This window comes from Mycobacterium sp. ST-F2, from assembly GCF_001905655.1.
GTDB lineage: Bacteria > Actinomycetota > Actinomycetes > Mycobacteriales > Mycobacteriaceae > Mycobacterium.
Genome location: NZ_JMHT01000073.1, coordinates 143160 through 158028 on the forward strand (window position 1 = coordinate 143160; position 14869 = coordinate 158028).

Annotated in this window: 12 protein-coding genes and 1 pseudogene; 4 read left to right on the forward strand and 9 right to left on the reverse strand. The window is 67.4% G+C overall.

Annotated features, from left to right (window positions below; translation table 11 throughout):
• Positions 1–5: 5 nt before the first annotated feature.
• The 5 genes from EB75_RS24800 to EB75_RS24820 form a co-directional block, all read right to left on the reverse strand.
• Positions 6–1568: an FAD-dependent oxidoreductase gene (locus tag EB75_RS24800; RefSeq protein ID WP_135356968.1), complete on the reverse strand. Its 1563-nt coding sequence runs from the start codon at positions 1566–1568 to the stop codon at positions 6–8.
• A 2-nt stretch (positions 1569–1570) separates the two neighbouring features.
• Entirely contained in the window at positions 1571–1954 is a 384-nt protein-coding gene (locus EB75_RS24805) for a heme-binding protein (RefSeq protein WP_073697888.1), read from the reverse strand.
• Between the two features lie 324 nt (positions 1955–2278).
• Positions 2279–4423 carry an MDR family MFS transporter gene (locus EB75_RS24810; RefSeq protein ID WP_073697889.1) on the reverse strand — a complete coding sequence of 715 codons (2145 nt, stop codon included), beginning with the start codon at positions 4421–4423 and terminating at the stop codon, positions 2279–2281.
• 22 nt (positions 4424–4445) lie between these two features.
• A complete protein-coding gene (locus EB75_RS24815; RefSeq protein ID WP_073697890.1) occupies positions 4446–5003 on the reverse strand; it encodes a type 1 glutamine amidotransferase domain-containing protein in 558 nt (185 codons plus the stop codon).
• Positions 5004–5025: 22 nt separating this feature from the next.
• Positions 5026–5676 (reverse strand): TetR/AcrR family transcriptional regulator, encoded by a 651-nt coding sequence (locus tag EB75_RS24820; RefSeq protein WP_064858314.1) that lies wholly within the window; start codon positions 5674–5676, stop codon positions 5026–5028.
• 144 nt (positions 5677–5820) lie between these two features.
• Between EB75_RS24820 and EB75_RS24825 the strand changes: the two genes are divergently transcribed.
• Positions 5821–7473, forward strand: coding sequence for an alpha/beta hydrolase family protein (locus EB75_RS24825; RefSeq protein ID WP_142239803.1), 1653 nt, complete (start codon positions 5821–5823; stop codon positions 7471–7473).
• On the opposite strand, the gene EB75_RS24830 is transcribed toward EB75_RS24825, so the two are convergent.
• The gene (locus EB75_RS24830) at positions 7454–8275 is read right to left on the reverse strand and encodes a TIGR03621 family F420-dependent LLM class oxidoreductase (protein ID WP_060999400.1); all 822 of its coding nucleotides are present in this window, start codon (positions 8273–8275) and stop codon (positions 7454–7456) included. The two genes, EB75_RS24825 and EB75_RS24830, sit on opposite strands and share 20 nt — an antisense overlap.
• A gap of 64 nt (positions 8276–8339) precedes the next feature.
• Between EB75_RS24830 and EB75_RS24835 the strand changes: the two genes are divergently transcribed.
• The 3 genes from EB75_RS24835 to EB75_RS24845 are packed head-to-tail and all read left to right on the forward strand — an operon-like array spanning position 8340 to position 11923.
• A complete protein-coding gene (locus EB75_RS24835; RefSeq protein ID WP_353651660.1) occupies positions 8340–9854 on the forward strand; it encodes an MFS transporter in 1515 nt (504 codons plus the stop codon).
• A 46-nt stretch (positions 9855–9900) separates the two neighbouring features.
• Entirely contained in the window at positions 9901–10710 is an 810-nt protein-coding gene (locus EB75_RS24840; RefSeq protein WP_073697893.1) for a GNAT family N-acetyltransferase, read from the forward strand.
• Positions 10697–11923 carry a lysine N(6)-hydroxylase/L-ornithine N(5)-oxygenase family protein gene (locus EB75_RS24845; RefSeq protein ID WP_073697894.1) on the forward strand — a complete coding sequence of 409 codons (1227 nt, stop codon included), beginning with the start codon at positions 10697–10699 and terminating at the stop codon, positions 11921–11923. The genes EB75_RS24840 and EB75_RS24845 overlap by 14 nt, the downstream gene beginning before the upstream one ends.
• Here the strand turns inward: EB75_RS24845 and EB75_RS24850 are convergent.
• The 3 genes and pseudogenes from EB75_RS24850 to EB75_RS24860 all read right to left on the reverse strand — a co-directional run.
• Positions 11913–13139: an Nramp family divalent metal transporter gene (locus EB75_RS24850; RefSeq protein WP_073697895.1), complete on the reverse strand. Its 1227-nt coding sequence runs from the start codon at positions 13137–13139 to the stop codon at positions 11913–11915. The two genes, EB75_RS24845 and EB75_RS24850, sit on opposite strands and share 11 nt — an antisense overlap.
• Positions 13140–13204: 65 nt before the next feature.
• On the reverse strand, positions 13205–14284 hold the full coding sequence (locus EB75_RS24855) for an NAD(P)H-dependent amine dehydrogenase family protein (RefSeq protein WP_073697896.1): 1080 nt from the start codon (positions 14282–14284) through the stop codon (positions 13205–13207).
• An 8-nt stretch (positions 14285–14292) separates the two neighbouring features.
• Positions 14293–14823 (reverse strand): annotated as a pseudogene (locus tag EB75_RS24860) (SDR family oxidoreductase); the annotation flags it as partial.
• Between the last annotated feature and the right edge of the window lie 46 nt (positions 14824–14869).

Below are 14869 nucleotides of genomic sequence, written 5' to 3' on the forward strand. Positions count from 1 at the left end.
TGAGGTCAGGCTTTCTCCGAGAGTCCGCGGGTCGCGGGCCCCTCCAGAAGTCGCCCGTCAGGCGCGAACCGCGAGCCGTGTAGCGGGCACTCCCAGGCCCGGTCCGCATCGTTCCACCGCACCACGCCGCCCAGGTGCGGACAGATCGCCGACACGGAGCGTTGTTGTCCGTCGACCAGGCTGTTGGCGCGCAACTGCCACGGGGGACCGCTGACCACTCCGGCACCTTCGGCGAGGCCATCCGGCGAGGTGGCGATCGGGGCGATCCAGCCTTTGGCCAGGTTCAGTCCGACCTCGAGATTCGCGCGCAGCGCGGCAGTCATGCCGCGCAGTTCGTGCGGACTCCAACTGGCGAACGCGCGCGCCCACTCGATGTGGCCACCGAGTAGCTGTGCCGACAGGGCCAGCGCCGCCGCAACGCCGTTGGTCAGGCCCCACTTGTCGAAACCTGTTGCCACCCGGATTTTTTCGTAACCAGGAAGCAGTGGACCGACGTACGGCAACTCGTCGACGGGCGAATAGTCCTGCGCCGACCAGAAGTGTGTCGGATGGGCGCCCGGATAGTGCAGCTCCGCCCACTTGGCGAGTTCGGCCACGTCATGTGCGGGCGCGTGCCCACGGCCCACCGGATGGCCGGCACCACCGACGATGAGCTTCTCGCCGGCCGCAGTGGGTGCGTAGCGCACCGACCGGGTGGGTGAATCGACCGAGATGAACATGCCGCCCGTCGCCTCGCGAGCGACGTCAAATGCCATGCAGTAGGAGCGTTTTGCCGTCAGCCGGGCGAAGAATCCGCCGCGATCCAGGATCGGCGTCCCGGTTGCCAGGATGCACCGGTGTGCGGTGACCGACATCTCGGATCCGGCGGTATCGACGGTGGGGTGTGTTGCTCGCAACGCCACGCGTAACAGTCCGTCGTCGGCCACCGACACGGCGCGCACGCCCTGCAACAGCGTGCCGCCGTGGGTTTCGAGTTCGACCGCCAGACTGTTCAGCAGGGGCATCGGGTCGAGCTGCGCTTGATCACGCAGCCGTACGCCGCCGTGGAAGGGAAATGGGACATCGGCGGTGTCGATCCACTCGGCTTGCGTCAATCCCGCTTCCTGGCAGGCGCTGAACGTGTCGCGCGCGGTCGCGACGCCCGACAACGTTTGGGCGTAAGCGTGATCGGGTTCGGACTGCCATGGGATCGCATGGTTCTCGCAATGCCGGACCAGCCAGTCACGACCCTCGGCGTTGCCACGGACGTAGTCGCGCAAGACATCCGCGTTGTGCTTGACGGCGATGCGTGCCAGCTTGCTGCCCTGTAAGACGCTCAGTTTGCCGGTGGTGTTGCCGGTCGTGCCCGCACCCACATGCCGCGCTTCGACAACCGTCACGTTCTTCCCTGCCCGGGCCAGGAGCACGGCGGTGGTCAGCCCGGTGATGCCGGCGCCGATCACGACCACGTCGGCCGGCGACGCCCGGTCGGTCGACTCGGGCGCCGGCGGCGATGACGGCGACATCACGCGGTCGGCCAACCATAGCGACGTCAGATGGCAGCTTGCCGGAGGTCCGGTCATCGCCATGCCTAGCCGGCCATGAATTCTGCGTAGGCGCTGGCCATTTCGGGTGACAGCACCGTCACATTGCACCGCTGCTGAGTGTCACCGATCGGCGCCAGAATTCCGCGCAGGTCCTGATACTGCTGGGGGTGAGCGGTGAAGTACGCCCGGAGATTGGCCGATGCGACCGGCCGCGGCTGCGAATAGGACGCCACCACAACCTGATTGGCGTCGGGCTGCGCCGTCAGGTAATTGCTGGCCGCGCCGGTGGCCGAACTGACGGTATTCGCAACCGAATCCGGGCTGCAGTCGGTTTCTGCGGCGGCGGTTGCGGGCGTGACCAGGCTCAGACAGACCGGTACGGCGGCCAGCGCCGGGATCAGGCCCGTGATTCGAGTCGAGAGCTTCATTGCATGTCCTCCTCTGTGTTTCGCGGCCGATTGGATGCAGATCAGCCGAGATGGCCGCACGGCATCCGTCGGGCACCGGTGTCATATACCCGCGGTCGTGAATCTCAATCCCCGGCTTTGCTGCCTCTTCGTCACAGCGCATGTTTGAAAATCGTGGAGCGGGTATTCAGCCACCGTCAGGTGGATCCCGTACTCGACGTCCGCTGGAGTGGCTCCGACATCGCCGTCGCTTCTCTCCGGTTCCACAGATCCGGGCGTCCGGTCGGTCCGCACTGGCACCGCCGGGACGGTCCAGCCGCAAACAGGACCGTCCCGGCCACCATGTCAGCCGCGCGGGAGCGTGGCGTGCGGGCGGAACGGTCGGGTCGGGGGCTCTTCGTGCCGCACCGCGCGCATCCGGGTGGTGGGTTGCTCGGCGACAAACTGATGCGGGGGGCCGAGTTTGGTGGTGCGACTCTCGCGCCGGGCGGACTCCCGCTCGATCAGCAGACCGCTGGCGATGCGGTCGAACGCGCTCTGGACATGAATGCGCTCGGGCACGCCCTGGAATTCGTCTGACTGTGTGAGGGTTTCGGTGATCCAGCTGGAGATCACATTGCGTGCCCTGCCGACCTCGGCGGAGCCCGCGGCCGTCAGTGCGTATTCGCTTCCGGAGCGCGTCGCGAATCCGGTGGCCACCAAACGATCGAAGGTCGGTTCGAGCACCTGATGTGGCACCCGTCGATCATCCGCAATGTCGAGCAGGTCGGCTGCCCCTGTCACCGCGGCGTACCGGTAGATCAGCATCAGCGCCCACAGTTGCGCGGTCCCCAGGCGGCTGTTCGAGGTGCGCGCCACCGCTTCGAGGTCAATGCCGTTGCTGCGCTGCAACAACCGGCCGACGGCGACTTCGATGAGTTTCTCCGGCGACTCGGTGGTCGGCATGCCGAAGCCCTCGCCCATGTCGGTGCTGCCACTGGCGGCAGCGTCACGCAGCGGCACCTGTTTGAGGAACAGGGCCAGCACGAAGCCGACGACCGCGACAGGCGCCGCCAACAGGAACACCTGGCTCAAGGAGTCGGCGTAGGCGTTGATGATCGGGGCGGCGGAGTCGTGCGGAAGGCTGTGCAGCACTTTCGGAGACGTTGCCGCCTCGGGTGGCGCGCCGCCCGACCTCATGGCCGACGGGATGCGGTCGCCCAGGAAGTTCGCGAACATCGAGCCGAAAATCGCGGCACCGAAAGAACTTCCGATGGTACGGAAGAACGTAACGCCTGACGTGGCGACTCCGAGATCGGCGAAGTCGACGGTGTTCTGCACCACCAGAATCAGCACCTGCATGCTGAGCCCGATCCCGGTACCGAGGATCAGCAGGAACAACGATTGGGTCAGCGTCGAGGTGTCGGCGTCCATCCGGGACAGCAGCACGAACCCCAGCGCCATGATGGCAGTGCCGGCGATCGGGAAAATCCGGTATTGCCCTGTGCGGCCGACGATCGCGCCGCTGCCCAGTGAGGTGACGAGCAGACCGGCGACCATCGGCAAGGTGCGCAGCCCGGACGCGGTTGCCGAGACGCCGTCGACGAACTGCATGTAGGTCGGTAGGAACGTCAGCGCACCCAGCATCGCGAAACCGACGACGAACGACAGCACACAGCACACCGTGAATACCGGGTTCGCGAACAAGCGGATCGGCAGAATCGGTTCAGGCGCACGACGTTCCACCACGACGAAGCCGACGAGTGCCAGCGCCGACGCGACGAACAACCCGATGATCGTCGCCGAACCCCAGGCATAGGTGGTGCCGCCCCAGCTGGTCGCCAGCGTCAGGCCGGCGGCCCCGAGCCCGACCAGGACGATGCCCGCATAGTCGACGACGGGTCGTCCGGCGCGCGTCAGCTCCGGAATGGCCACTGCCGCAATCCCGATGACCACCACCGCCACCGGCACGTTGACCCAGAATGCCCAACGCCACCCCAGGTGGTCGGTGAACAGCCCGCCTAGCAGCGGCCCGACGACGGTCGTGACGCCGAACACGGCGCCCAAAGCGCCCTGGTACTTGCCTCTTTCGCGCAACGGGATGACCTCGCCGATCACCGCGACGGCCGTCACGGTGATCGCGCCACCACCCAGGCCCTGCAGCGCCCGCGATGCGACGAGCATCCCCATCGATTCCGAGAGTCCACACAGGACCGAGCCGGCCAGGAACAGCAGGATCGCGACCTGAAAGACCTTCTTGCGGCCGAAGATGTCACCGAGCTTGCCGACCACCGCGGTCACGATCGTCGAGGCGAGCAGGTAACTGGTGACGACCCAGGACTGATGGCCGGCGCCGCCGAGGTCGGCGACGACGGTCGGCAGGGCCGTCGCCACGATGGTCTGGTCGAGTGCCGCCAGCAGCATCCCGAGGACGACGGCCAGGAAGACGAAGTTGCGCTGCCGGATGCTGGGGGCCGCGTCCGCGACATCAGCAGGCGGATGAGTGGTCATGGTTGCCACGGTCCGGCCGATGTCAGGTCTGGGCCGGACTGCTCGCCAATGCCTCGGTGATGGCCTCGCAGAACGCCGGTAGATCGGAGGGCGAACGGCTGGTGATGAGATTGCCGTCGATACACACTGCTTCATCGACGACGGTCGCCCCGGCGTTACGCAGATCGGTGCGAACACTCGGATAGCTCGTCACCTTGCGGTCGCGCACGACGTCCGCCTCGACGAGGGTCCACGGGCCGTGACAGATGGCGGCGACGGGCTTGCCGGAGCGCACGAAGTCGCCGACGAACGCCACCGCGGTGTCGTCGACCCGCAACTTGTCGGGGTTCACCGTGCCGCCCGGCAGGATCAGCGCGTCGAACGCGTCGACGCGCACCTCACCGACGGTGCGGTCCACCGCAATGCTGCCCGCTGGTTCGAGGTCGTGATTGCGGGCCTGGATTTCACCGGCCTTGATCGACAACACCTCGACGGCGCCGCCGGCCTTCTCGACCGCGGCGCGCGGTTCCTCGAGCTCGACTCTCTCGACCCCGTCGGCGGCGAGTATGGCGATCCGGCGGCCTTGCAGTTCCTTGAGCACGTGGGTGGGCTACCCGTGTCCGCTACTCCGGAAACACGCGCGTCGCCGGTGGAGGACTGTCGACAATTGCCGGCAACACGAAGGTCCGGAGGTAGTTCCGCGCCACCGTCGGATCGCTACTGCCGGGCACCACGTCCAGCAGCAGGCTCAGTGCCGTCGAGATGAGGAACTGTGCAAGGTCATGCGGATGCAGGCCGGGCCGGAACTGGCCTGTCGTGCTGTTGGCGAGCATGCCTTCGACCATCGACTGGACCGTCCTGGTCAGCGAGCCGTCGTTGGCGATGAGGGTGGCGACGGCACCGTCGGGCGTCTGGTCGGCGATGGTTTGCAGCAGTGGATCGTGCACCAGCTGCGTCGCGACGATGACGAGGCTGTCGATCAGCAGATCGACCGGCGTGGCGTCGGCGGCCACCTGCTGCAGCATCGTCAGCATGTGCCGTTGGGTGGTGCGTTGCACCAACGCTGCGATCAGTTCTTTCCGGGTGGCGAACTGCCGGTAGATCGCGCTGCGCGAGTAGCCGGCCTCGGCGGCGATGACCTCCATGGTGAAGGTCGGACTGCCGCCGTCGATGAAGAATTGCTCCGCGGCGTCGAGCAAGACCTGCCGAGCCTGCTCGGTGTTGTTGCCGCCACCGACGGGACGCCCACGGGGCCTGCGCTGCGGAGCTGACACTCGACGGTCCTACCGGGGATGGGCCAATGGGACCATCAGTATGCCGTAGCCCTGACTGGTCGCCGGGCCGCACTTTAATGACACATGCAAACCAATTTGTTCATTTTCCCGCGGCGGGCAGCGACGCGGGCTAGCGTGCGGTTGATGACGAGGTTGTCCGCACAAGCGTGGGTACTGCTGGCCTCGGGAGGTCTGGCGCTATGGCTGCCGCTCGCGCCGGCGTTGGCCGACGACGCGACCGGTTCCCAACCCGGCGCAGCGGGTCCCTCGTCGCAGACAACGACGTCGGGGGCCACGACATCGCAGAAGTCCACGTCGCAGAAGTCCACGTCGCAGACCGGCAAGTCGCAGCCCGCGACCGACGCGCATGCGCGTAAGTCCGCCGGGCATTCCCCGCGCAACAAGAAGGCCGACGACCCGCCCAAGGTCGACAAGAGAAAGCCCGATGAGGGCAAGTCCGAGCGCGGCACGGCGCCGGCCGGCCCCATCCGCCCGGAGAAAGTGGTTCGGGCGCAGACGGTTCGGCTCAGGCCGACAGTGCCGCCGGTGAGGCTTCCGAACGCAATGGCGGTCGAGCAGCCCCAGTCCCCGGGCGTCGCCGCGCTGCCAGCCTCGGCGATGGCATCGCAGCCGAGCGCCACGACCGCCACCAGCGCCACGACCACCGCCGGCGCCACGACCACGGCCGTCAAAACCGCGCGGCCCAGCCTGATCAACGCCATCGGATCGTTCGTGTTCAACGTCATCGGCGGCGCCATGCTTGCGTTCGCCGGCCCGCCGGCATTGCCGCGGGGGAGCACGGTCACGGTCAAGGTGTCCAGCCTGACCATGCCGGACACCGGGCAAAAGGTTCAGGCGAACTGGTACTTCCCGCAGAACGCCGATACGACGACCCGGATGATCTACTTCCAGCACGGCTTCATGGCCGTCGCCCCGATGTACAGCTACACCCTCGCTGCGCTGGCGCAGAGCACCAACAGCATCGTGGTGGCTCCGACATTGTCCTCCAATGCATTTGATCCGAAAGCCCGATGGCTCGGTGGTTCGGCAGATCAGCAGGCCGTGGCGGACCTGTTCGCCGGTGACCGTTCGGCGTTGACCGAAAGCGCAAGTGCCGCAGCCGGACACCAGGTGACGTTGCCCACGAGTTTCGTCCTCGTCGGGCATTCGCTCGGCGGCGCGCTGGTCATCGGCGCCGCCGGCCGCATGGTGGACAACGGCGCCGTCGCGAACCTGCAGGGCGTGGTGTTGATGGACTCGGTCGACCTGAACAACGTGGTGCCCACCGCGCTGCAGAAGTTGACCGGCGCCGATTACCGCCCGGTCTACGACATTTCATCCGAGCCGTACGTATGGAACCGGGACGGTCTGGTCGGGCGGGAGCTCGAAGCGGCTCGGCCCGGGCAGTTCAACGGGGTCATGCTGGTCGGGGGCCGGCACATCGATGCGCTGCAGGGCGCGAACCCCGTGCTGCAATTCGCCGAGTACGTCGTGGCCGGCTTCTCGCGGTCACCGAACATCGAGGCGGAGAAGACGCTCGCCATCGGCTGGATCAACGACATGTTCGCCGGTACCCAGACCGGAATCTATGGCGCGCCAGGGCAGACCATCACGATCGACACCAAAGCCGGTCCGGCCACCGCGGTGGCGTTGCCGTTCGCGTCCGCTCGGCCCGTGCAGGCCACGCCGTGGGACGGCCTCGCGCAGCTGATCCTGAACACCGTGCTGCAGTTCGCCGTCTACGAGCCCATGGCACAGCCGAGTCCTGCGCGCGCCGTCAGCGCAGTTCTGCGATGACCTTCGCGAAGGCTTCCGAATGCTGTTGCTGGACAATGAAGTAACTCACCCCGTAGCGATCCCGTAGGTCGCGAATCCGGTCGGCCATGTCGGTGGTGCTGCCGCTGAGCACACCAGGGGTCGTCATCAGTTCGGCGTCGCTGAGTTCCGGCTGGAAGTGCCGGGTGATCGACAGGTTCGGAATGCCGGATTCATCGGTCGGCACCGCGGTGATGGCCAGGTTCAGCTCCAGCTCAGCGAAACGGTCGCCAGCGGCGTTGCGCACGAAAGAAATACGCTCGGCGAGGGGATCGTGCGCTTCGGTGCGCGGCCCGCCACCGGTCAGTCCGATGATCTGGGCCTGCTGGGCGGCGACCGTCAGCAGCTTGTCGCCGGCACCGGCGATCATCACCGGCACATCGGGCAGGTGGGTGCGCAGATACGAGGTGACGTGCGCGGTGTACTCGACCCGTTTCCCGGCGCTGGGGAACGGCAGCTCGGCGGCATCGAATTCTTCCTTGACGTACCCGGCGCCGAGGCCCGTCTCGAAGCGTCCCTCGGTCAGGTCGCGCATGGCCGCGATATCGCGGGCCAGCAGCGCGGGCTTGTAGAAGCACGCGTTGAACACGAAGGTGCCCAGGTGCAGCGTGCTGGTCGCGGTCGCGGCCGTCGCCAGCACCGGAAACGGGGCCGGAGCGCCCAGATGGTCGGGCACCAGCAGGACGTCGTAGCCGAGGTCCTCAGCGCGGCGCGCCGCGTCCTGGACCGCTGACCCACTGTCGGTGTGCCGCAGGCCCACGCCGAACCGGAAATCTCTCGTCATGTGTTCGACCTTACGGACGCGCGGGCCGCGCCCGCCGGTGCAAACTGCAGGTGTGAACGCCAGACTGACACTGACCGCGGTCTGTGTGGTGGTGTTCATGCTGCTGCTCGACATGACGATCGTCGCCGCGGCACTGGCCGATATCCAGGCGTCGCTGCACGCGCCCTTGTCCGGGCTGCAGTGGGTGGTCGACGCCTACGCGCTGCCGATGGCGGGATTGCTGTTGACCGCGGCGACGGTGGGAGATCGGTTGGGGCGCCGCCGGTTGTACCTCGGCGGACTGGTGGTCTTCATGTTCGCCTCGGCCGGGTGTGCGCTGGCCCGCAACATCGAGGTGCTCAACGGACTTCGGGCGGTGCAGGGCGCGGCCGGCGCGGTGCTGCTCGGGGTCTCGCTGCCGATGATCGCGGCCGCTTTCCCCGATGTGCGACATCGGGCGGGCGCCATCGCCGCCTATGGCGCGGCGATGGGCGCCGGCGGTGCCGTCGGGCCCCTGCTGGGTGGCGCGCTGGTCACCGCGTACGGATGGCCGTCGATCTTCCTGATCAATCTGCCCGTCGGAGTGCTCGCGCTGTACATCGTCATCTTCGCCGTCCCGGAGAGCGTTGTCGCACAGTCACGTCCGGTCGACGTCTGGGGCACCCTGGTGTTGACGGCGGCACTGTTCGCCGGGGTGTATGTGTTGATCGAGGGCAACCGCTTCGGCTGGAGCAGCCCGATCATGCTGGGGCTCAGCGCATTCTGCGTGGCCGCCCTGGCCGCCTTCGGGTCGCACGAGTTGCGCCGGACCGAGCCGATGCTCGATGTGCGGTTGCTTGCCGGCCCCGGTTTCGCCGGTGTCTCGCTGGCCGCGTTCGCCGCCAGCGGGACCCTGATCGCGTCGACCAACTACCTCGCGTTGTATTTCATGAACACGTTGGGCTTCAGTCCCTTTGATGCCGGGTTGCGGGCGCTGCCGTTGACGCTGGCCATCGTGGCGGGCGCTCCATTGGCGATGCTCGCGGCGCGGCAGATGCCGGTCGCCATGACCATCCCGGCAGGCGTCGCATTGATTGCCGTGGGCATGTGGATGATGACCACAGTAAACGCGGGCACGACGTGGACCCATTTCATCTCTGGCTCGATCGTGGCGGGTCTGGGACTCGGTGGCCTGTCTGCGCTGACGTCCGACGCGGCGCTGCGCTTCGTGCCCGTGGCCGATGCCGGGATGGCGACTGGCACCGTCAGCACCGCGCGCCAGATCGGCATTCTCGCCGGCGTTGCCGGGCTCGGTGCGCTGTTCAGCCGCCACGCCGGTGACCTTGCCACCGCGCGGCTTTCCGCAGCACCGGGCCTCGGCGCCGAAGCTGCCCGACAGTTGAGTGACGGGTTGGCCGCCGGTGCGGGTTTGCGGGCACTCGAGCTGGTGCCAGATCGGTTGCGTCCCGCGCTCGCAACGCTCGCGCGGGAAGCCAGTGCCGCCGGTATGCAGGCCGCACTGACTGCTGCCGCGGTGGCGGCCACCGTCGCCGCGGTGATCGTGGCGGGGCTGGTCCGGGCCGGGTCCCGGCAAACAGTTACCGCCGATACTGTGGATTAGCCAAAGTTGCTACGGCCGGGGCTGAATGCGGATACTTTCAAACCTTATGGTCGGCGCTGCTGTTCTCATCCCAGCGACCGATTCCGGCCGCTACAGCATCGTCATCTCCGACGACCCCGACGAGATCGAAGCGGCGCAGCGGCTGCGATATCAGACGTTCGCCGAGGAGTTGGGTGCCGCACTCCCACAAGCGATTCGCGGGCCCCGCACCGGCGAGATGATCGACATCGACCGCTTCGACGCATACAGCGACCACCTGCTGGCCCGCGACGAGCAGACCGGCGCGATCGTCGGCTGTTACCGGCTACTGTCCCCGGAGGGCGCCCGGGCAGCGGGCGGCATCTTCACCGACACCAACTTCGAGATGAGTGCCGGCATCGACGCGCTGCGGCCGTCGCTGGTGGAGTTGGGCCGTGCCAGCGTGCATCCGGAGCATCGCAGCGGCGCGGTGATGGCGATGCTGTGGGCCGGCATCCTGCGGTATCAGGAACTGACGGGCTATCGGTGGGCCATCGGCAGTCTGTCGGTGCGCATGGAGGACGGCGGTCCCCGCGGTGCCCTGGTGCGCGGGGTCCTCGACCGGGCGTTCCGGAAGCACCCGGCGCCCGAAGAGTTCCGGGTCACGCCGCGAAACCCGGTGCAGGTCAACGGGATTCCACTCGCCGAGCTGCCCGATCCCGGCCGGGTGCGGATTCCACCGATGGTGGCCGGCAGCATCCGGATCGGTGGGCTGATCTGTGGTGAGCCGTCGTACGACCCGGAATTCGACATGGCTGATTTCGTCGTCCTGATCAATCGGGACATGGTGCATCAGCTCTACCTCACCCGGCTCACTCGTGATCATGTCCAGACCTGAAAGCCCCGACATGCTCGGCATCGGCTTCGGGCCGTCGAACCTGGCGCTGGCGATAGCGCTGACCGAGCGCGGGGTGCACGGCCGATTCGTCGATGCCCAGCGCCGGTTCGGCTGGCACCGCGACATGCTGCTGCCCGGCTCCCGGATGCAGATCCCGTTCCTCAAAGACCTGGCCACGCTGCGCAATCCGCAGAGCGCCTTCACGTTCGTGAATTATCTGAACGCGCGGGGCCGGTTGATCGACTTCATCGGCCGCCACGACGTGTTTCCCAGCCGGCACGAGTTTCACGACTACCTGCAGTGGGCCGCCGACCAGTTCGTGGCCGACGTGCAGTACGGCCACCGGGTGGTCGGGGTGGCCGCAGCGGACACCGGATTCGAGGTGCGGTTGGACTCCGGCGAGGCCATCGCCGCGCACACGCTGGTGCTGGGCACGGGTCTGCACCCGGTGCTGCCCGCCGACACCCGCCCCAGCCGGCGGCAGTGGCACAGCCACCAACTGCTCAGTGCGCTGGCCGCTCTCGGTGGCCTGGAGCGGGGCCGGTTCGCGGTGGTGGGGGCCGGGCAGAGCGCCGCCGAGGTGGTCGCCTACCTGCACCACACCTATCCGAAGGCCGAGGTGCACGCCGTGTTCAGCCGGTACGGATACAGCCTGGCGGACGACAGCGCGTACGTGAACCGCATCTTCGACCCGGCGGCGGTTGACGAGTTCTACGGCGCCGACAGCGCGGAGCGTCAGCGACTGCTCGACTATCACCGGTCGGCGAACTACTCGGCCGTCGACGTCGACCTCATCGCGGAGCTCTACTCACGGGAGTACGGCGAGCGCGTGACCGGGGACCGTCGGCTCTTCATGCACCGGGCATGTGCCGTGGGCAGTGTCGACGAGGACGACGCCGAGGTCCGCCTCGGCGTGCGCAACCTCATCGACAACACGACCGAGACGCTGCACTGCGATGCCGTGGTGTACGCGACCGGATATGCGCCCATGGATGTACCGGCGTTCCTGGGTGAGCTGGCGTCCTGCTACGAGTTCGATGCGCAGGGCCGCCCGCTGGCCACCCGCGACTACCGGCTGGTGGCCCGGCCGGACGCTCCTGGCGACATCTACCTCAACGGTGCGACCGTCGAACACAGTCACGGGCTCGGCGCGACGTTGCTGTCGAACGTGGCCATCCGGAGCGGCGAGATCGCGGCGGCGATCAGCCCGTGACGGTCAGGTAGATCAGTACCACGTTGAGCGCCGAAATCAGCACGGCCACAGCCCATCCCAGTGCTGTCACGACGCGATGATTGATGTTCTCGCCCATCACCGCGCGGTTGCTGGTCAGCCGGATCAACGGAATCAGCGCGAACGGGATGCCGAACGACAGCACCACCTGGGAGATGACCAACGCGCGTGTCGGGTCGAATCCGACGGCCAACACCACGAGAGCCGGAATGACCGTGACGGCGCGGCGCAGCAGCAGCGGGTACGAGCGGTTGAGCAGGCCCTGCATGATCATCGCGCCGGCGTAGGCCCCGACCGAGGAGGACGCCAGGCCGGAGGCCAGCAGGCCGATGGCGAAGCACAAAGCGACGGCCGGTCCCAGTGCGTTGCCGACCGCGGCGTGCGCTCCCGCGATGGTGTCGGTGCCGTCGACACCCTGCAGGTGTGTCGCCGCCACCAACAGCATCGACAGGTTCACCGCGCCGGCGACCACCATCGCCAGGCCGACGTCGAAGCGGGTGACGCGCAGCATGTGCCGCAGCGGGGCGCCGCTCTCCGGCTTCCCGTGCCGGTCGCGGGCCAGCCCGGAGTGCAGGTAGACGACGTGCGGCATGACCGTCGCACCCAGGATCGCGGTGGCCAGCAGGAGGCTTTCCGGGCCGGCGAAATGGGGCACCATGCCGCCGGCCACATCTCCGGCCGCCGGTGGATCGACGAGCAGGCTGGTGAGGAAACCGATGGTGATGATCATCAGCAGCCCGGCGATGATCCGCTCGAACGCCCGTTGGCCGCCGCGGTTCTGCACCGACAGCAGGCACATCGAGACCACACCGGTGATCACGCCGCCCACCAGCAGGGGCAGATCGAACAGCAGTTGCAGTGCGATGGCACCACCCACGACTTCGGCAAGGTCGGTTGCCACCGCGACAGATTCGGCCTGCAGCCAGAACGCGAGCCGGGTCGGGGTGCGGCAGTTCTCGGCCACCAGCTCCGGCAGCGACCGGCCTGTCGTCAGCCCCAGTTTGGCCGACAGGTACTGCACCAGACCGGCCATGACGTTGGCCAGCAGGATCACCCACACCAGAAGGAACCCGAACTTCGCACCCGCGCTGATGTTGGCCGCGACGTTGCCCGGGTCCACGTAGGCGATGGCAGCGACGAACGCCGGCCCCAACAGGGACCAGGTGGGGCGCGACGGTGCGCGGGACTCGGTCAGCACTGCACTCACTCTCTATCCGGGTTCGCGAATAGAAAAGTTAGGATAGCCGAAATCTGTGCTTCGGATCAACGTGGGCCGCTGTACAGGCCTTTTCCGGTGACCAACGGCAGGTCCAGCGTCGTCCGGATACCCGGTTCGGCGGCGACCACCGCAGGGATGGCATTCACGACGCGTGCCGCCGTGGCCACCAGGCCGGCGTGGTTGTGGTCGCCCTTGCGGCTGCTGAGACAGAGGTCGAGGGCGTACGACGGCTCGCCCGTCACCTCGACCCGGTACGAGCCGCCCTCCTGCGCGGGCTGCGGCCAGTCGGGGCACAGGTCGTCGCGCAGGCGGGTGATGTGCTCCAGCACGACGGCCGGGTGGCCGTCCTTCATGCCGCGCACCTCGAATCGCATAGCGGCCGTGGTGCCCGCCGGGATGTGTCCCGACGCGATGTCGAAGTCCTCGGGCGCCGGTACCCGGGTGTGCTCCTCGGTCAACTCGTCGAGTTCGATACCGAGGCCCGCGGCCAGCTGGCGCACGACCGAACCCCATGCCAGGCTCAGCACGCCGGGCTGCAGCAGCATCGGCAGCTCGTCGATGGGCTTGCCGAAGCCCATCACGTCGAACATCACTGTCGCGCTGTCGTACGTGGCGTAGTCGACGATCTCCATACACCGGACCTGCTCGATGCTCTGGCAGGTGCCCATGAGGGCAAGGGGGAGAAGATCATTGGCGAAGCCGGGGTCGATGCCGTTCACGAAGAGCGACGAACCGCCGGCCTTGGTGGCGTCTTCGAGCGGTGCGATCAGTTCGGCGGGCAGCACCTGCCACGGGTACTGCAGAAATACTGCCGAGCTGGCGACGACGTTGACCCCGGCCGCCAGGATGCGGCGGTAGTCCTCCAGTGCCTCGGGCAGCCGGTTGTCTGCCATGGCGGTGTAGACGACACAGTCCGGTTTGGCGGCCAGGATGGCGTCGAGGTCATCGGTGGCCCTGATGCCGGTCGAAACCTCAAGTCCGGCAAGCTCTCCGGCGTCCTTACCGGCCTTGGCGGCTGACGACACCCAGACGCCGGTCAGTTCGTAGGCGGGGTCGTTGATCAGCTGGGCCAGGGCGTGGCGGCCGACATTTCCGGTACCGACCGCGGCGACTTTGATGGGCATGCGTTTCCTCACAGGTCCGGGATGGGCAGATCGAGATTCGGGAAGGTGAGGCCGCCGTCGACCTCGAGCACCTTGCCGGTGACGTACGCCCCGGCCGGTGACGCCAGGTACAGCGCGGCAGCGGCGATGTCTTCGGGATCGCCGAGGCGCCGCATCGGGGTGGCCTTCTCCATCGGATCGCGCAATGCGTCGTTGGAGGCGACGATGTCCAGAGCCGAGGTCAGGATCGAACCGGGGGCGATGCCGTTGACCCGGATCTTCGGGCACAGGTCCATGGCGGCGAGTTTCGTGTAGTGCGCCAGGGCCGCTTTGGCGGTGCCGTAGGCGGCGAATCCGCGGCCCGCGAGCCGGCCGACGGCCGAGGTGATGTTGATGACGCTGCCGCCGCCGGAATGCTCCAACATCAGTGGAACGGCCGCCTGAGTCAGCGCGTGCGCGGTGGCCACATTGAAGGTGAAGGCGTCTTTGAGGTCCTGTGCCGAGGTGTACATCAGCGGGCCGGGCATGGTCCCGCCGACGTTGTTGACGACGATGTCTAGTGTCCTGCGCCGTAAATTAGTTGATTAATTGTAGAATTGGCGGGTG

Bases quoted from the DNA above. Each gene is read 5' to 3' on its own strand.
- EB75_RS24800 (WP_135356968.1), bottom strand. From the start codon at position 1,568: ATGGCGATGACCGGACCTCCGGCAAGCTGCCATCTGACGTCGCTATGG.
- EB75_RS24805 (WP_073697888.1), bottom strand. From the start codon at position 1,954: ATGAAGCTCTCGACTCGAATCACGGGCCTGATCCCGGCGCTGGCCGCC.
- EB75_RS24810 (WP_073697889.1), bottom strand. From the start codon at position 4,423: ATGACCACTCATCCGCCTGCTGATGTCGCGGACGCGGCCCCCAGCATC.
- EB75_RS24825 (WP_142239803.1), top strand. From the start codon at position 5,821: ATGACGAGGTTGTCCGCACAAGCGTGGGTACTGCTGGCCTCGGGAGGT.
- EB75_RS24830 (WP_060999400.1), bottom strand. From the start codon at position 8,275: ATGACGAGAGATTTCCGGTTCGGCGTGGGCCTGCGGCACACCGACAGT.
- EB75_RS24840 (WP_073697893.1), top strand. From the start codon at position 9,901: ATGGTCGGCGCTGCTGTTCTCATCCCAGCGACCGATTCCGGCCGCTAC.
- EB75_RS24845 (WP_073697894.1), top strand. From the start codon at position 10,697: ATGTCCAGACCTGAAAGCCCCGACATGCTCGGCATCGGCTTCGGGCCG.
- EB75_RS24855 (WP_073697896.1), bottom strand. From the start codon at position 14,284: ATGCCCATCAAAGTCGCCGCGGTCGGTACCGGAAATGTCGGCCGCCAC.